Consider the following 15,734-nt stretch of genomic DNA (forward strand, 5'->3'; position numbering starts at 1 on the left):
GCTTCCTTCTCTTACGTGTTCGCGGGTGTACGGGTGGTCGCTTCGAGTTCGGATGCGGGTGGCGGCAGCCGGGGCGGTACGGCGACGCGGCTGTCGTCGAAGCTGGCGCGCAGCCGCGCCATGAGTCGCGTGAGCTGCGCGACCTCCTCGTCGCTCCAGTCGCTCAGGCAGTCGGCCAGCAGCTGCGTGGTCCGCTCGGAGAGCAGCTCCAGCTGGGCCCGGCCCTTCGGCGTCAGGTGCACGATCCGGGACCGCTTGTCCGTCGGGTCGGGGGAGCGGTCGATCCAGCCGCGCTCGGCGAGGTGGGCGACATGGCGGCTGGTGACCGACATGTCCACGGCGAGCAGCTCGGCAAGCCTGCTCATGCGCATGTCGCCGAAGCGGCCCAGCAGGGTCAGCACGGCGGCGCTGCCGCTCGGGCAGTCGGACGGCATGATCCGCCCGAGCTCCCGTTTCACGGCGCCGAAGGCGCTGAACTGACGCACCAGCTCCTCGTACTGCGCCCGCTCGGCCATGACACCTCCCGCATTCGTTGCTTAGGGCAACCATAAGAGTTGTTGGTTGCTGCAGGCAAACATATGGGGGCGGGACGGCATAAAAACTTGGCAAAGGCAAGTATTGTGAACGTAAACGCGCAGGTGGGGAACGTCCTGTCGGGGTGCGGCCCCCCACTTGGGCCACAACCGCGGATTCGCTAGGGTCTCGGGCTATGGCAAACCCCCAGAACCCCCAGGGCAACTACGACCCCGCCGGCAGCACCCAGATGTTCCGCGCGTTCGTGGACGAGGGGCCGCAGGGCCGACAGCAGCAGGCCGCCGCCCCGGCGGGCCCCCGCATCGGCCTCATCGTCGGCATCGTCGTCGCCGTGGCGGTCGTGGCCGCCGTCGCCTGGCTCGCCCTCATGTAAGCGGTACGACAGCTCACTTCCACTGGACGGTGACGTCCCGCGTCTCGATGTGCATGCCCAGCGGCACGCGCCAGGCGTCGACGCACACCGTCCAGGTCTTCTCCCTGCGCGCCCCGGCCCCGATCGGCGCCGGCAGCGCCACGTCCGAGGTGACGGTCCCCCAGTCGATGCCGAGCGCGCCGATGACGTGCGTCCCGAAGGTCACCGTGCCCGAACGCACCGCGGTGCCGCCGGAGTTGGCGAAGGTCAGGGTGACGTCCTCGCACCAGCGCCTGTCGGTGGCCGCACGGCTCGGATCGGACCAGGTCAGCGCGGCCGGTCCGGGGGGCGCGGTGGTAGCGGGAGCCGTTGTGGCGGAGGGCGAAGGACCGTTCGTACGGCGGGACTCGGCGCCCGCCCGCGACGGACTCGCGCCTGCGCCGGGTGCCGTAGTCGTGGCTCCGGGCGAAGTCGCCTTGCCGGCAGGGGCGTTGCCGTCGGCGGCCGGCGGTGCCCAGCTCTCCTTGCGCGGCCCGTCCAGCGGCGTCAGCGTCACACTCCCCGTCGGCTCCGCCGCCGTACCGGAGGGCGCGCCTCCCACCGCTCCGGTCGCCACGTAACCGCCGCCTCCGCCGCCGCCCCCGCACGCGGCCAGCGCCGCGCCGAGGCAGACGACGGCCGCCGACGCGCCGATCAGGGCGCCTCGACGGCCGGGTGTCCACGTCGACCCAGGAGTCCCACGAAGCATCGCGCCATGGTGGCTGACACTCCGTCAAAGAGGAACCCCCGCGAGGGGATCAGTCCGAGATGAGGCCCTCGCGCAGCTGGGCCAGCGTCCGGGTCAGCAGCCGGGAGACGTGCATCTGGGAGATGCCGACCTCCTCGCCGATCTGCGACTGGGTCATGTTCGCGAAGAAGCGGAGCATGATGATCTGCCGCTCGCGGGGCGGGAGTTTGGCCAGCAGCGGCTTGAGCGACTCGCGGTACTCGACGCCCTCCAGGGCGCTGTCCTCGTAGCCGAGCCGGTCGGCCAGCGAGCCCTCGCCGCCGTCGTCCTCCGGGGCCGGCGAGTCGAGCGAGGACGCCGTGTAGGCGTTGCCCACCGCCAGGCCGTCGACCACGTCCTCCTCGGACACGCCCAGCACGGCGGCGAGTTCGGGCACGGTCGGGGAGCGGTCCAGCTTCTGCGAGAGCTCGTCGCTGGCCTTGGTGAGGGCCAGACGCAGCTCCTGCAGGCGGCGCGGGACTCGCACCGACCACGAGGTGTCGCGGAAGAACCGCTTGATCTCACCGACGACCGTCGGCATCGCGAACGTGGGGAACTCCACGCCCCGTTCGCAGTCGAAGCGGTCGATCGCCTTGATCAGGCCGATGGTGCCGACCTGGACGATGTCCTCCATCGGCTCGTTGCGGGAGCGGAAGCGGGCCGCCGCGTACCGCACGAGCGGGAGGTTGAGCTCGATGAGCGTGTCCCGGACGTAGGCGCGCTCGGGGCTGTTCACGTCCAGGGCGGCGAGCCGCAGGAACAGGGAGCGGGACAGGGTGCGGGTGTCGATGGCCTCGGAGGAGGCCGGAAGAGCCGGGGCCGGCAGGGCCTCCAGAGCCGGTACGTCGTCGAGCACGGCGTCGGGCGCGGACTCGCTCTTCGTGAGCGTGAGCACCTTCGAGCTGCCCTGTTCTGCGGACATGCCACCCCCTCTGGGTCGCGGGACGGTCGCGGCCGACCCTCGCCTCGTGGCGAGGAGTTCAGCCTTCACCTGAATACCGGAGCCGAAGCCACGGCAAACGCTCTGCCGGAAGAATGTCACATGTCGGCAACACGCTGTAGTGACATGTCGACATGAGAATGGTGAATCGGCCCTGGAAAGAGGCGGTCTGAGCGTTTTTCTGCAGAGAACTGTCGGGAAGAGCGCCGATGAGCGATTCGCTCGCGCCGGTTACCGCTCGATCCTGCTTGCGAACTGCGATGATCCGCCGTGTCCTCGGGTGTGCTCCCGTGCGCCTCTTATGCCTCGATCCGATTCGCGGAACGCAGCCGCTGGAAACTACGCGCGAGTAGCCGCGAGACGTGCATCTGAGAGACGCCGAGTTCCGCGCTGATCTGCGACTGGGTGAGATTGCTGTAGTAGCGCAGCAGAAGGATTCGCTGTTCGCGTTCCGGGAGCTGGACGAGGAGATGGCGGACCAGATCGCGGTGCTCCACGCCGTCCAGCGCCGGGTCCTCGTAGCCGAGCCGGTCCAGCAGTCCGGGCAGCCCGTCGCCCTCCTGGGCGGCCTCCAGCGAGGTCGCGTGGTACGAGCGGCCGGCCTCGATGCAGGACAGCACCTCGTCCTCGGAGATCCGCAGGCGCTCGGCGATCTCCGCCGTGGTCGGGGTGCGCCCGAAGGAGGTCGTCAGGTCCTCGGTGGCGCTGTTGACCTGCACCCACAGCTCGTGCAGCCGGCGCGGTACGTGGACGGTCCGTACGTTGTCCCGGAAGTACCGCTTGATCTCGCCGACGACCGTCGGCATCGCGAAGGTCGGGAACTGCACGCCGCGGTCCGGGTCGAAGCGGTCGATGGCGTTGATGAGCCCGATGGTGCCGACCTGGATCACGTCCTCCATCGGCTCGTTGCGGGACCGGAAGCGGGCGGCGGCGTAGCGCACGAGCGGGAGGTTGGCCTCGATCAGGGCTCCGCGTACCCGGTTGTGCTCGGGCGTGCCCGGCCTGAGCTCCTTGAGCTGAGCGAAGAGCACCTGGGTCAGGGCCCGGGTGTCGGCGCCGCGGCTGCGCTGCGGAGCGGCCGGCGCGACTTCCGTGACCTCCTGGGGAGGCGCAGTACTGGCCGACACGGTCAACGCCACCTCTTCAAACGGTCTTCATCGGTCAACTCATCCGTCAAAAGCGGTCATAGCATCACAAGACATGTGCACTGTGTGCAAGCACCGCATAACTCCGTGTTATCCCGTGTTGACACACGAAAGCCCCCCGCCGTTCCGGCGGAGGGCTCCAGATGGGGTGGCTCGCTGGGCCTGACGGCTCAGTACTCGTAGTCGGCGATCACCCAGCTGGCGAACTCCTTCCACAGGGCCACGCCGGTCTGGTGCTCGGGGTGCTCGACGTAGCGGCGCAGCGCGTCCGGGTCGTCGAAGCCGGAGTTGATGGCGAAGTCGTAGGCGATGGGCCGGTCGCTGAGGTTCCAGCCCAGCTCCCAGAAGCGGATCTCGGGGATCTTCCCCTCCAGCGACCGGAAGGCCTCGACGCCCTCCACGACACGCGGGTCGTCGCGCCGGACTCCCTCGTCGAGCTTGAAGAGGACGAGGTGGCGGATCATGTGCGCTCCTGAATCGTGACGGTCGGTCACTTGGCTCCGTCGGCGAGCCAGGTGAAGAAGTCGCCGATGGCCTTGGCGGCGTCCGAGATGCCCTCGAACGCTATCTGGACGTAGTCGGCGGCCTTGGCCGGGTCCGTGATGATCACGTAGAGCGCGAAGACCACGAGCACATAGACGGCGATCTTCTTCGCGTTCACCGCCATCGCGGCCTCCCCTGTGACTGATGTGCTGCTAGGGACCCCTGTTGCCGCCGGTGAGTGTAACTTCACACGGACTTTAAGGACCAACGGCCCGCCTGCCCGGGGCCTTTGCCGCATCCGCGCGGGCGCGGCGGGGAGCAGGATGGAATCGAGCCCGAAGGATCTGGCAGGAATCCCGGGCTCGGGACCGAACCCCACTGCGGGGTGCGCACCGCCGTTCTCCCCCGTCGGCGACGCGCACTTGAGGGTCCGGTCCCCGCCGGGGGAGACGGCGCATCCCTCGAAGCCGTCTCCCCCGCCCCCGTCCCGCGTCCCCGTCCCCCGTCCCGCTTCCGGACGCACGAAGGGCCCCGTCTTTCGACGGGGCCCTTCTCAAGCGGTAGCGGAGGGATTTGAACCCCCGGTGACCTGTGCTTACGGCGCCCTCGCCGACCGGCTCGACGCCGACCGGGGCAGCCGTGCCGCGTTCCCCGGCGAGATGGCGGCAGGTCTGGGCCCACCATGCTGGTTGTCCTTCGGGCCACTCATTCACAGTAATGGGCGCCGCGGTACGAATTTCGCGCTCCGCGCGCTTCTGAGCTGGGGTTTTCTGTTGATCACGGTCTCCTGGCGACTCCTGCGGCCCGGGGCGAACTGGATGGCTGGATTGCCGCCGATCACGTTGCGGGGCCTTCTGGACACGGGGACATCCCCACCAAACCTCCTCATTCACACTCAGAGAAAGGCGCGGAATGCCATCCCTCAAGCGCTTCGGCTCCGCTGTCGCGTCGGCCGCGGTCCTGACCTCCCTGGCTATGGCTCTCGCCCCGGCAGCCACAGCGGCCACGACCCCGCAGATCACCAACCATGTCCCTGTCGTTCAGGAAGTGAAGACCCAGGGGGCCAGGTCGCAGACCTGCGCCGTTCTGAGCGCTCAGCTTTCTACGCAGCTGAAGGCCGCCCAGACTGCTCTGGCCGCCACGCCGCCCGACGTCGTCGCGGCCCAGGCGGCAATCACCGCGGCCCAGGCCACGGTCGTCCAGCTCCAGGCTCAGCTGTGTCTCCCGACGCCCCCGGTGACGCCGATCTGTGCTGCTCTCGCTCTTCAGCTCCAGCAGGACCTCAAGGCCCTGGTCGCGGCGGTGACGACCGTCCCGCCCAACCAGGACCAGATCACTCTGGCGTTGAACGCGGTGCTCACCACCAGCGCGGCACTCAAGGCCAACGCTTGTGTGAGCGCGGCCTGACCGCCTCACCTCGCAGTCTCCGCATGTGACATTGGGTTCGACGGTTCTTGACCGTCGAACCCGGCGCTGCTGACTGTCAGCGGGCCGGACGACGATGACGGCGGGCCCGCCGGAGCGCTCGTACGGGCCGACTGAGACGGAGATGCACGAAGGGTCCGGCGCAATGCGCCGGACCCTTCGTCTATCTGCGGTAGCGGAGGGATTTGAACCCTCGGTGACTTGCGCCACACTCGCTTTCGAGGCGAGCTCCTTCGGCCGCTCGGACACGCTACCGAGGGAGACCCTACAGCACAGTGGCCCATGCCTTGAAATCGGTATTCGGAAGGCTTTCAGCGGGCCCGGAAGAAGTCGGTGAGCAGCCGGGCGCACTCCTCGGCGAGCACGCCCTCGATCACCTCGGGGCGGTGGTTGAGCCGGCGGTCGCGGACGACGTCCCAGACGGAGCCGGCCGCGCCGGCCTTCTCGTCGCGGGCGCCGTAGACGACCCGGTCCACGCGGGACTGCACGATCGCGCCGGCGCACATCGTGCACGGCTCCAGGGTGACGACGAGCGTGCAGCCGGTCAGCCGCCACCGGCCGAGACCGGCGGCGGCCCGCCGGATCGCCAGGACCTCGGCGTGCGCGGTCGGGTCGCCGCCGGCCTCGCGTTCGTTGTGCCCGGCGCCGATGACCGTCGTGCCGTCCGGGGCCAGCACGACGGCGCCCACGGGGACGTCGGCGCCGGCCCGCCCGGCCTCGGCCAGGGCGAGCCGCATCGCGGCCCGCCAGCGGTCACGTAGGGGGTCGGCCGCCGTCAGCGGACGGTCTCCAGGACCTCCGAGGCGCCCAGGGCCTCGGCGATCGCGGTCAGGGCGTCCGCGTCCAGGGAGCGCAGCTCCTTGGCGTCGACGCCGAGGTCGTCGAGGATCTCGGCGTCGCCGACGGGGCTGTGCGGCACCGCCTCGGCGGACCCGCTCTCCTCGTCCCCGTCGTCGTCCTCGTCCTCGCCGTCCTCGGTCCCGTCCAGGTCGAGGGCGTCGAGGTCGGGGCCGTCGTCGCCGGGCTCCCTTCCGAGCAGTTCGTCGGTGAGCAGGATCTCGCCGTAACTGCTGCGGGCAGCGGCGGCGGCGTCCGAGACGTAGATACGAGGGTCGTCCTCGCCATCGATGCGGACGACACCGAACCAGGCGTCCTCCTGCTCGATCAGGACGAGCACCGTGTCGTCCTCGGCCGAGGCCTCCCGGGCGAGATCGGCCAGATCCGACAGGGTTTCCACATCGTCGAGCTCTGTGTCGCTCGCTTCCCACCCGTCTTCGGTGCGCGCGAGCAGTGCGGCGAAGTACACCGTGACTCTCCCACTGGTCATAGGCGTGCCGGTTGGGGGTCCCCCCGGCGGAGGTTTCGGGCGGAGAGAGCTTGGCTCCGAGCCCCACCCACTCGGAATCGTGGCAGAAACAATGCGTTCAGGGGACGTCTTCGGCTCCCTGTGTCCGCTCGTTTTGATCGACCACCAGCGGGATCGTACGCGGCAATCGTGAGGCGCATGCACCCGGTTGCCCTACTCGGCTCCCTCGACGGCCCCCGGCTACCAGCGGAACGTCCGCATGCGCATGGCGTGACGCAGGCGGGCGACCTTGGCGCGGCGGGGCTGCACCCGGTCCCGCAGTTCGCGGGCCTCCGCGAGCTCGCGCAGGAACCGGGCCCGGCGCCGCCTTCGCTCGGCGTCGGTCTCCTGCTGTGACGTGTCCGCTCGGGACTCAGGCTCAGGCATTGGTTCACCACCCCGTTCACGTCCCTCCCACTTTCCCTCCGATGGGCGGTTTGATGCCAGAGCGAGCGTTCGCCGGGCACGGTTACTGTTAGGTCATGCGTCTCCACGTCGTCGACCACCCCCTGGTCGCCCACAAGCTCACCACGCTGCGCGACCAGCGCACCGACTCCGCGACCTTCCGCCGTCTCGCCGACGAGCTGGTCACCCTGCTCGCCTACGAGGCCACGCGCGACGTGCGCACCGAGGCGATCGACATCCAGACGCCGGTCGCCCGGACCACCGGCGTCAAGCTCTCCCGTCCGCGCCCGCTGGTCGTGCCGATCCTGCGGGCGGGCCTCGGCATGCTGGACGGCATGGTTCGGCTGCTGCCGACCGCCGAGGTGGGCTTCCTGGGGATGATCCGCAACGAGGAGACCCTGCAGGCCTCGACGTACGCCTCGCGGATGCCGGAGGACCTCTCCGGACGCCAGGTCTACGTCCTGGACCCGATGCTGGCGACGGGCGGCACGCTGGTCGCGGCCATCCAGGAGCTGATCAAGCGCGGTGCCGACGACGTGACCGCGGTCGTGCTGCTGGCCGCCCCCGAGGGCGTCGAGCTCATGGAGCGGGAGCTGGCGGGCACGCCGGTGACGGTGGTGACGGCGGCGGTCGACGACCACCTCAACGAGCACGGCTACATCGTGCCGGGCCTGGGGGACGCGGGAGACCGTCTCTACGGCGCCGCCGAATAGGCCCTGCCGACTTCACCCGTACGGGCGCGGGGAGCTGCGCGACCGGCCATGTCGGGCCTGCTGTCGCCGCGCAACCGCAGCCCCTGCGGCGCGTGGGCGTCTCTCAGCAGTTCTTCTTCGAAGAGGTGGGCGTCGGCACCGGCTTGCCCAGCGCGGCCAGCGCCTTGTCGGCGTCCGCCCGCTTCGTGAGCGAGGTGAAAGCCGTGCCGATGATCAGATCGACGTCGGCTCCCTTGCGGGAGGCTTCCGTGCGGCGCTCGGCACCGGTCAACTGGGTCCCCAGCACGGGCAGCGAGGTGTTCAGGGACGACACCGGGCCCAGCAGTATCCCGGCGCCCTTGACCTTCTTGTCGAACTCCTTGGCCGCGTTGCCCACGTCACCGATCTTGAAGCCGCGCTTCTTGAGCTCGTCCGCGGTGTCCTTGGCCAGCCCGCTGCGCGGGGTGGCGTTGTAGACGTTCACGGTGATCTGCGCGGGCTTGGGCAGCTTCGCGGCGGCCGCGCTCGCGCTCACCCGCGTGGAGCAGTCCGCCTTGGGGCCGGCCGCCGAGGCCTTCTTGCCGCCGCCGGTGAAGACGTCGACGAGCTGCAGCGTGCCCCAGCCGAGCACGCCGAGCGCGACGACGGAGGTCGTGGCGGCGAGCACGAGCCTGCCGCGCCTCCGGCGAGGGCGCATCCGGGGGTACTTGTCTCCCTTGATCCGGTATTTGCCACCCATGCCGGGGGGAGTCAGCATGCTCATGAGCGCAGCGTAGTGCGCCTGAGCGGCGATGCCTACTAGATGATCATTCGACGCCGCGCAGGTGAACCCGAAAGGGCCAAGCCTTTACCGACCGGCCTCGACCTCGGGCGTGTCAGTCCAGTTCCAGCACGCGCGCGTGCAGCACCTGGCGCTGCTGCAGCGCCGCCCGCACCGCGCGGTGCAGCCCGTCCTCCAGGTAGAGGTCGCCCTGCCACTTGACGACGTGGGCGAACAGGTCGCCGTAGAAGGTCGAGTCCTCGGCCAGGAGCGTTTCCAGGTCGAGCTGTCCCTTGGTCGTCACGAGCTGATCGAGGCGGACCGGGCGCGGCGCGACGTCCGCCCACTGCCGGGTGCTTTCCCGGCCGTGGTCGGGGTACGGCCGGCCGTTTCCGATGCGCTTGAAGATCACACGGAAAGCCTACCGGTCAAGACCTTCCGGGCGCAGCCATGGAGACGGAGTGCGACGCTGGAAAAGATGCCGCAAAACGGGCCTAACCGGGAACAGAGGGTCTGACATGAGCGATCGCGAGACCATGCCACCGGCAACCACCTCCGAGGCCCCGGGAAGCGCCCGCGCCCTCCCGCGAGAGGCCCTGGAGATCGCCTCCGGGTACGCCTTCACCGGCCCGGCGCTGGACCTCGGCGCCCTGATGTGGGGCGGGGACTGCCTGCCCGACGCGCAGATCCGCATCCCCCTACCCATGCTCAACCGGCACGGCCTGGTCGCCGGCGCCACCGGCACCGGAAAGACCAAGACGCTCCAGCTGGTCGCCGAGCAGCTCTCGGCGCAGGGCGTGCCGGTCTTCCTCGCCGACATCAAGGGCGACCTGTCCGGGATCTCGGCCGCCGGGCAGGCGAACGACAAGGTGAGGGCGCGGGCGGCGGAAGTCCACCAGGAGTGGACGCCGAGCGGCTTTCCCGCCGAGTTCTACGCCCTCGGCGGGCTCGGGCACGGCATCCCCGTACGGGCCACGGTCACCAGCTTCGGCCCGGTGCTGCTGGCCAAGGTGCTCCAGCTCAACCAGACCCAGGAGCAGTCCCTCGGCCTGATCTTCCACTACGCCGACCAGAAGGGCCTGGACCTGGTCGACCTCAAGGACCTGCGCGCGGTCGTCGCCTTCCTCACCTCCGACGAGGGCAAGGCGGAGCTGAAGGGCATCGGCGGACTGTCGACCGCCACGGCCGGCGTCATCCTGCGCTCGCTGACCGCCTTCGAGGCCCAGGGGATGGCCGACTTCTTCGGGGAGCCGGAGTTCGACACCGGCGAGTTCCTGCGCACGGCGGCCGACGGGCGGGGCATCGTCTCCGTCCTCGAACTGGCCGCCGTACAGGACCGGCCGCAGCTGTTCTCGACCTTCCTGATGTGGCTGCTCGCCGATCTCTTCCACGACCTGCCGGAGGTCGGGGACGCCGAGAAGCCGGGGCTCGTGTTCTTCTTCGACGAGGCGCACCTGCTCTTCGACGACGCCTCGAAGGCGTTCCTCGACTCGATCACGCAGACCGTCCGGCTGATTCGCTCGAAAGGAGTCGGCGTCTTCTTCGTCACCCAGACCCCGAAGGACGTACCGTCCGACGTCCTCGCCCAGCTCGGCAACCGGATCCAGCACGCCCTGCGGGCCTTCACCCCGGACGACCAGAAGGCCCTCAAGGCCACGGTGAAGACCTTCCCCAACAGCGCCTACGACCTGGAGGAGCTGCTCACGGGCCTGGGAACCGGCGAGGCCGTGGTCACCGTGCTCGGCGAGAAGGGCGCCCCGACGCCGGTGGCCGCCACGCGCCTGCGCGCGCCCGAGTCGCTGATGGGACCGGTCGAGGGCCCCGCCCTGGACGAGGCGGTGCGCTCCTCGCCGCTGTACGGACGTTACGCACAGGCTGTGGACAGGGAATCGGCGTACGAGAAGCTGACGTCGGACAAGCCCGCCGGGGCCAAGGGGCCCGACGAGATGAAGAAGGCCGCCAGGGCGCCCAAGGCGAAGCCGCAGCCGGGCGTGGTCGAACAGGTCGTCGGCAGCGGCATGTTCAAGTCCCTCGCCCGCTCGGTCGGCACGCAGATCGGACGCGAGATCACCCGCTCGCTCTTCGGCACGGCACGGCGGAGGCGGTAGGCCCGCCTCCGCCGCCCGGTCAGCGGCCCCCTTCCTCCTGGGGCCGCTTCGGCTGCGGTTTCTTCGTGTCCGGTTTCGGTGCGCTGCGGGCGGCCTCCGCGCGCAGCAGGGCGCGGAGGATCACGTACGGGTCGGTGGGCATGACTGGGTTCCTTGCGTCGTGACTGACCTTGCGTGGAGGCGGGGTCTGTCAGCAGCGCAGGACCACGGTGCGCAGGGGGTCCGGGACGCGCGCCGGGAGGCTTTGGGAGGGCGCCACGGGCCCGGTGGACGCCGGGGGCTCGAGCGGGGCCGGCCGCAGGGGCACGGCCGGGCGCTGGACCGGTCGGAGCAGGGGAGGCAGCGCCGCCGCCTCCATGACGTCGCACTCGACGCTCACAGCCTGCGCCGCCGCCGGCGGAACCGGGCAGGCCTCGTGGGGGACCAGGAGCGCGAGCAGCAGCACGAGAGCCCGCAGCCAGGAGCGGCTGCGGAGGCGGCGTCGTGCGGTGGTCACGGGGATCCTCTCCCCCCACACGCCCGCCGTTCAGCACGCCGGGTGCCGGATACGCCCGTTCGGAGCACACAGCGGCTAGAGGGAGTGCGGCACCTGTCGTGCCCGGCCCCGGATACGGACCGCCGTGATGATCTCCACGACCCCGACGGCGACCAGCCAGATGCCGCCGACCAGGGTCAGCACCGCGACCGACTCGAAGGGCGAGTCGATCAGCACGATCCCGGCGACGAAGGTGAGGACGCCGAGGACGATCTGCCAGCCGCGGGCCGGCATCTCCTTGTCGGAGGCCGCGGCCAGGGTCTGGGTGATCCCGCGGATGAGCCAGCCGATGCCGATCCACAGGGCGAGCAGCAGGATCGACCGCATCGGGCCGCGCAGACAGAACAGGCCCAGGAGGATGGACAGGGCGCCGCTGATGAAGGCCAGGACGCGCAGCGAGGTCGACCTGTGCGTGCCGAAGGCGGCGATCAGCTGGAAGACGCCGCTGAAGAGAAGGTAGAGGCCGAACAGGACACCGGCCGCGAGCAGGGAGGCGCCCGGCCAGACGAGGACCAGGACGCCGAGGACCAGCGAGGCGACGCCGGTGAGCAGGACGACCTGCCAGGCGGCGCGGGAGAGGGCGTGCAGAGGACCTTCGAGGGGCGGCTCGGGCGCGATGCCGTGGGCCGTGCGCTCGTCGTGCCGGGCGGCCCGGTCGGCGGTGTTGGGCAGGTCGGTCATGTTCCATGCTTGGACCGGCGCCGGGTGCTCCGCCACCGCTGGAACCCGCCCGGCTGACGCCTACCCCTGCTTCTTGGCCGCTTTTGCCGCCGCCTTCATCTCCTGCTTGTGCGCGCGCACCCTGGCCAGGGACTCCGGCCCGGTGATGTCGGCGACGGACCGGAAGGAGTGCGCCTCGCCGTAGGACCCGGCGGCCTCCTGCCACCCCTCGGGCCGCACGCCCAGCTGCTTGCCGAGCAGCGCCAGGAAGATCTGCGCCTTCTGCTTGCCGAAGCCGGGCAGCTCCTGGAGGCGGCGCAGCAGCTCACGGCCGTCGGCCACGCCCTTCCAGACGAGCTCGGCGTTGCCGTCGTAGTGCTCGACGAGGTACTGGCACAGCTGCTGGATCCGCTTGGCCATGGAGCCCGGGTAGCGGTGCACGGCCGGCTTCTCGGAGAGCAGCGCGACGAACGCCTCCGGGTCCTGCGCGGCGATCTCGTGCGCGTCCAGGTCGTCGGCGCCGAGCCGGTCGGCGATGGTGCGGGGTCCCTTGAACGCCCACTCCATCGGGACCTGCTGGTCCAGCAGCATCCCGACCAGCGCGGCGAGCGGGGAGCGCCCGAGGAGCTCGTCGGCCTCGGGGTCCTGGGCGAGGTGAAGGGTGACGTCCATGACCCCGATCATGCCCGCGTCGGCGTCAGAGCTCCACGTGAGTGCTCGCGAGCGCCGCGCCGAAGTAGCCCTTGACCTCGTGGACGGTGATGCCCGCGCTCTTGCCGCACACGTTCACCGAGCCGCTCGGGACCGGGCCGGCGGCCGAGCCGCGGGCGATCCACACACAGCCGTCGCTGTTCTCGGTGGGCACTCCCACGATCGTCTCCGGCTTGCCGTCCCCGTTGAGGTCGGCGAGGTGGACGGCGGCGCCGAACTGGTCGGCGGTCTCGGCGGTCCCGGGCACACCGGCCGTGTTCTGGGTGTACCCGGCCGCCTTGGCGGTGGTCAGGCCGGAGGCGGAGCCGCGCAGCAGGACGGCGGCGCCGGCCGAGGCGCGGGTGCCGACCGCCTCGCCGGGGGAGCCGATCAGGACGTCGGCGTACTTGTCGCCGTCGACGTCCCCGATGCTGATCGACTGGCCGAACATGTCGCCGTTCTCGGCGGTGCCGGGCACGCCCGCGGTGTCCTGGTGGTAGACCGTCGGCCTCTGGTCCGCGGTGATGCCCCGCGCGCTGCCGTACAGGACCTGGATCTCGCCGCCGCGGTGGGCCCAGCCGGCCGGGCCGCCGGACATGGAGTCGTCGGTGGAGACGCCGGTGACCAGGTCGCCGTAGCCGTCGCCGTTGATGTCGCCCACGACGCCCGCGTGGCCGTCGGCGTAGGGGAGTTCGGTGCGGACCGAGGTCGGGTTGGGCTCTCCGGGCTTTCCGCCGTGCTGGACGTAGACCGGGCCGCGCAGGTCGCCGTCGGTGGGCCCGGGCAGCCAGAACTGCTCCGCCTTCCCGTCGCCGTCGACGTCCCCCATCACCACGCCGCGGGTCTCGCCGTAGAACGTGTCCCGGACGGTCTGGGCCGCCTTCCCGGTGCGGGTGAAGGGGCCCGTGTACGTGGCGCCCTCGCAGGACGAGCCGACGCTCAGCTCCGGCGCGCCGTCCCCGTTCATGTCGCCCGTGGCCAGGGACAGGCCGAAGCGGCAGTACGTCCTGCCCTCGCCGTAGCCCGTGGGCACCGAAACGTTCGTGCCGCCCTGGAGCCCGTTCGGGCCGCCCCACACGACCGTCACCGAGCCGCGCGCGTAGTCGGCGCCGACCGCCTCGTGGGGCGCGCCGACGATCAGGTCCGCGTATCCGTCCCGGTCCAGGTCGGCACTGGCCACGGTGGAGCCGAACTCGTCGTCGTCCTCCGGAGAGCCGGGGATGCCGGTCGTCGCCTGGGTGATGACCGTGCGCCGCGTCGCGCTCACCGACGACGCCGAGCCGTACAGCACGACGACCGAACCGGCCTCGTCCACACCGCCGTTGGAGGCGTGGGGCGCGCCCACGGCCAGGTCCCGGTACCCGTCCCCGTTGAAGTCGTCCTGCACGGCCGCCGTGTTGGCGCCCTTGTAGGGAGCCGCGGCGGACGCCGTGACGGGCGTGAGCGTGACGGCGGCGGACGCGGTGAGCACGGTCGCCACCAGGGCTGCTCTGCGCAACGGGACTCCTCGACTGAGTCTGGCCCGGGCTGTGCCCGGCAACGGACGTCCCACTGGACACACAGGGCACACGAATGGTTGTACGGCCGCCGAGGACGGTCCAACTCGCGCGTCCGGCGGGGGAGTAGCGTGCGGCAGGTGAGCCAGCCGAACCCGGTGACACCGGTGACCCCGGAAGACCTCGTCGCGCATTACGCACTGGAGCCCATTCCGCGCGAGGGCGGCCTGTTCCGCGCCACCTGGGCGGGACCCGAACGGGCCGACGGACGCCCCGAGGGCACGGCGATCGTCGCCCTGCTGACGCCGGGCGACCACTCCGCCCTGCACCGCCTGCCGACCGACGAGATCTGGCACTTCTACCTCGGCGACCCGCTCGAACTCCTGCTCCTCGCCCCCGACGGCAGCTCGTCCACGGCCGTCCTCGGACCAGACGTCCTGGGCGGCCAGCACCCCCAGCTGACCGTGCCCGCCGGCACCTGGATGGGCGGCCGGACGCTGGGCGCGTGGACGTTCTTCGGCTGCACGATGGCCCCCGGATTCACCTACGAGGGGTACGAGCACGGCGACGCGGCCCGACTGACGGCGCGGTATCCCGACCGGGCGGCCCTGATCCTGGAACTGTCCCGCCCATGAGACTCCTCGAAGGACAGGTCGCCCTGGTCACCGGCGCGGGCGGCGGCATCGGCCGGGGCATCGCATGGAGGTTCGCCGAGGAAGGGGCCGCGGTCGCCGTGCACTGCCGTACGGCCGTGGAGGCGGCGCGTGAAGTGGCCGACCGGATCGAGCGGTCGGGCGGACGGGCCGTCGTGGTGCGGGGCGACCTCACCGACGAGGACGCGTGCCGGCGGGTCGTGGCGGAGGCGGCCGAGTGGGGCGGCCGGCTGGACGCCCTGGTCAACAACGCGGGGGTGCAGCCCGTCCAGGGGCTGCCCGGGATGACGGCGGCCGAGTGGCGTGCGGTCGTGGACACCAACCTGACGAGCGTGTTCGCGTGCACGCAGGCCGCGGCGGAGGTCATGCGCGCGGGCGGCGGCGGCTCGGTGACCCACATCGCGTCCATCGAGGGACGCCGGCCGGCGCCCGCGCACGCCCACTACAGCGCCTCCAAGGCGGCCGTCGTCATGCACGCCCGGTCGGCGGCCCTGGAGTACGGGGCGTACGGCATCCGCGTCAACACCGTCTCGCCGGGGCTGATCGACCGGGAGGGGCTGGCCGAGGCCTGGCCCGAAGGGGTGGCGCGCTGGCGGGCGGCGGTACCGCTCGGGCGGTTGGGGCGGCCGGAGGACGTGGGGGACGCCTGCGTGTTCCTGGCCTCACGGCTCGCGTCCTGGGTCACGGGACACGACCTGGTGACGGACGGCGGGGTGTCGGCGCGGCCGACGTGGTGAGGGGCGCT

Annotated in this window: 22 protein-coding genes and 1 tRNA gene; 6 read left to right on the forward strand and 17 right to left on the reverse strand. The window is 71.0% G+C overall.

What is annotated here, in order from left to right; translation table 11 throughout:
• Nucleotides 1-11 precede the first annotated feature (11 nt).
• Nucleotides 12-515 (reverse strand): MarR family winged helix-turn-helix transcriptional regulator, encoded by a 504-nt coding sequence (locus tag ACQF4J_RS24050; protein WP_351563499.1) that lies wholly within the window; start codon nucleotides 513-515, stop codon nucleotides 12-14.
• A gap of 194 nt (nucleotides 516-709) precedes the next feature.
• On the opposite strand from ACQF4J_RS24050, the gene ACQF4J_RS24055 reads away from it, so the two are divergent.
• Nucleotides 710-907: a hypothetical protein gene (locus ACQF4J_RS24055; protein ID WP_142153387.1), complete on the forward strand. Its 198-nt coding sequence runs from the start codon at nucleotides 710-712 to the stop codon at nucleotides 905-907.
• Nucleotides 908-920: 13 nt separating this feature from the next.
• Here ACQF4J_RS24055 and ACQF4J_RS24060 read toward each other — a convergent pair whose 3' ends face one another.
• From ACQF4J_RS24060 to ACQF4J_RS24080, 5 genes are all read right to left on the reverse strand, one after another.
• Nucleotides 921-1,634, reverse strand: coding sequence for a hypothetical protein (locus tag ACQF4J_RS24060; protein WP_351802172.1), 714 nt, complete (start codon nucleotides 1,632-1,634; stop codon nucleotides 921-923).
• A gap of 49 nt (nucleotides 1,635-1,683) precedes the next feature.
• Nucleotides 1,684-2,574 (reverse strand): RNA polymerase sigma factor SigF, encoded by an 891-nt coding sequence (locus ACQF4J_RS24065; protein WP_351563503.1) that lies wholly within the window; start codon nucleotides 2,572-2,574, stop codon nucleotides 1,684-1,686.
• Between the two features lie 317 nt (nucleotides 2,575-2,891).
• On the reverse strand, nucleotides 2,892-3,731 hold the full coding sequence (locus tag ACQF4J_RS24070; RefSeq protein ID WP_351563505.1) for an RNA polymerase sigma factor SigF: 840 nt from the start codon (nucleotides 3,729-3,731) through the stop codon (nucleotides 2,892-2,894).
• Between the two features lie 176 nt (nucleotides 3,732-3,907).
• The gene (locus ACQF4J_RS24075) at nucleotides 3,908-4,201 is read right to left on the reverse strand and encodes a Dabb family protein (protein WP_427166788.1); all 294 of its coding nucleotides are present in this window, start codon (nucleotides 4,199-4,201) and stop codon (nucleotides 3,908-3,910) included.
• A gap of 26 nt (nucleotides 4,202-4,227) precedes the next feature.
• Nucleotides 4,228-4,404, reverse strand: coding sequence for a hypothetical protein (locus ACQF4J_RS24080; RefSeq protein WP_174267419.1), 177 nt, complete (start codon nucleotides 4,402-4,404; stop codon nucleotides 4,228-4,230).
• Nucleotides 4,405-5,132: 728 nt separating this feature from the next.
• On the opposite strand from ACQF4J_RS24080, the gene ACQF4J_RS24085 reads away from it, so the two are divergent.
• On the forward strand, nucleotides 5,133-5,627 hold the full coding sequence (locus ACQF4J_RS24085; protein WP_351563509.1) for a hypothetical protein: 495 nt from the start codon (nucleotides 5,133-5,135) through the stop codon (nucleotides 5,625-5,627).
• A 188-nt stretch (nucleotides 5,628-5,815) separates the two neighbouring features.
• Here the strand turns inward: ACQF4J_RS24085 and ACQF4J_RS24090 are convergent.
• From ACQF4J_RS24090 to ACQF4J_RS24105, 4 genes are all read right to left on the reverse strand, one after another.
• Nucleotides 5,816-5,900, reverse strand: a tRNA-Ser gene (locus ACQF4J_RS24090).
• Nucleotides 5,901-5,956: 56 nt separating this feature from the next.
• Nucleotides 5,957-6,382 (reverse strand): tRNA adenosine(34) deaminase TadA, encoded by a 426-nt coding sequence (gene tadA, locus ACQF4J_RS24095; protein WP_351563511.1) that lies wholly within the window; start codon nucleotides 6,380-6,382, stop codon nucleotides 5,957-5,959.
• 38 nt (nucleotides 6,383-6,420) lie between these two features.
• Nucleotides 6,421-6,951, reverse strand: a complete 531-nt coding sequence (locus ACQF4J_RS24100) for a hypothetical protein (RefSeq protein ID WP_351563644.1) — start codon at nucleotides 6,949-6,951, stop codon at nucleotides 6,421-6,423.
• A gap of 240 nt (nucleotides 6,952-7,191) precedes the next feature.
• Nucleotides 7,192-7,377 carry a hypothetical protein gene (locus ACQF4J_RS24105; protein ID WP_079078070.1) on the reverse strand — a complete coding sequence of 62 codons (186 nt, stop codon included), beginning with the start codon at nucleotides 7,375-7,377 and terminating at the stop codon, nucleotides 7,192-7,194.
• A gap of 95 nt (nucleotides 7,378-7,472) precedes the next feature.
• Between ACQF4J_RS24105 and upp the strand changes: the two genes are divergently transcribed.
• The gene (gene upp / locus ACQF4J_RS24110) at nucleotides 7,473-8,108 is read left to right on the forward strand and encodes a uracil phosphoribosyltransferase (protein ID WP_351563514.1); all 636 of its coding nucleotides are present in this window, start codon (nucleotides 7,473-7,475) and stop codon (nucleotides 8,106-8,108) included.
• Between the two features lie 103 nt (nucleotides 8,109-8,211).
• Here the strand turns inward: upp and ACQF4J_RS24115 are convergent, their stop codons facing one another.
• A complete protein-coding gene (locus ACQF4J_RS24115; protein ID WP_427166789.1) occupies nucleotides 8,212-8,850 on the reverse strand; it encodes a LytR C-terminal domain-containing protein in 639 nt (212 codons plus the stop codon).
• Nucleotides 8,851-8,962: 112 nt separating this feature from the next.
• Nucleotides 8,963-9,259, reverse strand: coding sequence for a type II toxin-antitoxin system VapB family antitoxin (locus ACQF4J_RS24120; RefSeq protein WP_003999914.1), 297 nt, complete (start codon nucleotides 9,257-9,259; stop codon nucleotides 8,963-8,965).
• 106 nt (nucleotides 9,260-9,365) lie between these two features.
• On the opposite strand from ACQF4J_RS24120, the gene ACQF4J_RS24125 reads away from it, so the two are divergent.
• Nucleotides 9,366-10,955: a helicase HerA-like domain-containing protein gene (locus tag ACQF4J_RS24125; protein WP_351563518.1), complete on the forward strand. Its 1,590-nt coding sequence runs from the start codon at nucleotides 9,366-9,368 to the stop codon at nucleotides 10,953-10,955.
• 19 nt (nucleotides 10,956-10,974) lie between these two features.
• Here the strand turns inward: ACQF4J_RS24125 and ACQF4J_RS24130 are convergent, their stop codons facing one another.
• The 5 genes from ACQF4J_RS24130 to ACQF4J_RS24150 form a co-directional block, all read right to left on the reverse strand.
• Nucleotides 10,975-11,097, reverse strand: coding sequence for a hypothetical protein (locus tag ACQF4J_RS24130; RefSeq protein ID WP_351563520.1), 123 nt, complete (start codon nucleotides 11,095-11,097; stop codon nucleotides 10,975-10,977).
• A 48-nt stretch (nucleotides 11,098-11,145) separates the two neighbouring features.
• Entirely contained in the window at nucleotides 11,146-11,451 is a 306-nt protein-coding gene (locus ACQF4J_RS24135; protein ID WP_427166790.1) for a hypothetical protein, read from the reverse strand.
• A 75-nt stretch (nucleotides 11,452-11,526) separates the two neighbouring features.
• Entirely contained in the window at nucleotides 11,527-12,171 is a 645-nt protein-coding gene (locus tag ACQF4J_RS24140; RefSeq protein WP_427166791.1) for an HdeD family acid-resistance protein, read from the reverse strand.
• A gap of 60 nt (nucleotides 12,172-12,231) precedes the next feature.
• Nucleotides 12,232-12,822 (reverse strand): HhH-GPD-type base excision DNA repair protein, encoded by a 591-nt coding sequence (locus ACQF4J_RS24145; RefSeq protein ID WP_351563526.1) that lies wholly within the window; start codon nucleotides 12,820-12,822, stop codon nucleotides 12,232-12,234.
• Between the two features lie 25 nt (nucleotides 12,823-12,847).
• On the reverse strand, nucleotides 12,848-14,338 hold the full coding sequence (locus ACQF4J_RS24150) for a hypothetical protein (protein WP_351802164.1): 1,491 nt from the start codon (nucleotides 14,336-14,338) through the stop codon (nucleotides 12,848-12,850).
• A gap of 165 nt (nucleotides 14,339-14,503) precedes the next feature.
• Between ACQF4J_RS24150 and ACQF4J_RS24155 the strand changes: the two genes are divergently transcribed.
• Complete coding sequence (locus tag ACQF4J_RS24155; protein ID WP_351802302.1) at nucleotides 14,504-14,971, forward strand: cupin domain-containing protein; 468 nt, start codon at nucleotides 14,504-14,506, stop codon at nucleotides 14,969-14,971.
• On the forward strand, nucleotides 14,968-15,726 hold the full coding sequence (locus ACQF4J_RS24160; RefSeq protein ID WP_351563530.1) for an SDR family NAD(P)-dependent oxidoreductase: 759 nt from the start codon (nucleotides 14,968-14,970) through the stop codon (nucleotides 15,724-15,726). Before ACQF4J_RS24155 ends, ACQF4J_RS24160 begins: the two co-directional genes overlap by 4 nt.
• Nucleotides 15,727-15,734 lie beyond the last annotated feature (8 nt).

Source organism: Streptomyces sp. C1-1, from assembly GCF_050214755.1.
Taxonomy (GTDB): Bacteria; Actinomycetota; Actinomycetes; order Streptomycetales; family Streptomycetaceae; genus Streptomyces.

Excerpts from the sequence above, each read along its gene's own strand:
- ACQF4J_RS24050 (WP_351563499.1), bottom strand. The coding sequence starts at position 515 with ATGGCCGAGCGGGCGCAGTACGAGGAGCTGGTGCGTCAGTTCAGCGCC.
- ACQF4J_RS24055 (WP_142153387.1), top strand. The coding sequence starts at position 710 with ATGGCAAACCCCCAGAACCCCCAGGGCAACTACGACCCCGCCGGCAGC.
- ACQF4J_RS24060 (WP_351802172.1), bottom strand. The coding sequence starts at position 1,634 with ATGCTTCGTGGGACTCCTGGGTCGACGTGGACACCCGGCCGTCGAGGC.
- ACQF4J_RS24065 (WP_351563503.1), bottom strand. The coding sequence starts at position 2,574 with ATGTCCGCAGAACAGGGCAGCTCGAAGGTGCTCACGCTCACGAAGAGC.
- ACQF4J_RS24075 (WP_427166788.1), bottom strand. The coding sequence starts at position 4,201 with ATGATCCGCCACCTCGTCCTCTTCAAGCTCGACGAGGGAGTCCGGCGC.
- ACQF4J_RS24080 (WP_174267419.1), bottom strand. The coding sequence starts at position 4,404 with ATGGCGGTGAACGCGAAGAAGATCGCCGTCTATGTGCTCGTGGTCTTC.
- ACQF4J_RS24085 (WP_351563509.1), top strand. The coding sequence starts at position 5,133 with ATGCCATCCCTCAAGCGCTTCGGCTCCGCTGTCGCGTCGGCCGCGGTC.
- tadA (WP_351563511.1), bottom strand. The coding sequence starts at position 6,382 with ATGCGGCTCGCCCTGGCCGAGGCCGGGCGGGCCGGCGCCGACGTCCCC.
- ACQF4J_RS24105 (WP_079078070.1), bottom strand. The coding sequence starts at position 7,377 with ATGCCTGAGCCTGAGTCCCGAGCGGACACGTCACAGCAGGAGACCGAC.
- upp (WP_351563514.1), top strand. The coding sequence starts at position 7,473 with ATGCGTCTCCACGTCGTCGACCACCCCCTGGTCGCCCACAAGCTCACC.
- ACQF4J_RS24115 (WP_427166789.1), bottom strand. The coding sequence starts at position 8,850 with ATGAGCATGCTGACTCCCCCCGGCATGGGTGGCAAATACCGGATCAAG.
- ACQF4J_RS24125 (WP_351563518.1), top strand. The coding sequence starts at position 9,366 with ATGAGCGATCGCGAGACCATGCCACCGGCAACCACCTCCGAGGCCCCG.
- ACQF4J_RS24130 (WP_351563520.1), bottom strand. The coding sequence starts at position 11,097 with ATGCCCACCGACCCGTACGTGATCCTCCGCGCCCTGCTGCGCGCGGAG.
- ACQF4J_RS24140 (WP_427166791.1), bottom strand. The coding sequence starts at position 12,171 with ATGACCGACCTGCCCAACACCGCCGACCGGGCCGCCCGGCACGACGAG.
- ACQF4J_RS24145 (WP_351563526.1), bottom strand. The coding sequence starts at position 12,822 with ATGGACGTCACCCTTCACCTCGCCCAGGACCCCGAGGCCGACGAGCTC.
- ACQF4J_RS24160 (WP_351563530.1), top strand. The coding sequence starts at position 14,968 with ATGAGACTCCTCGAAGGACAGGTCGCCCTGGTCACCGGCGCGGGCGGC.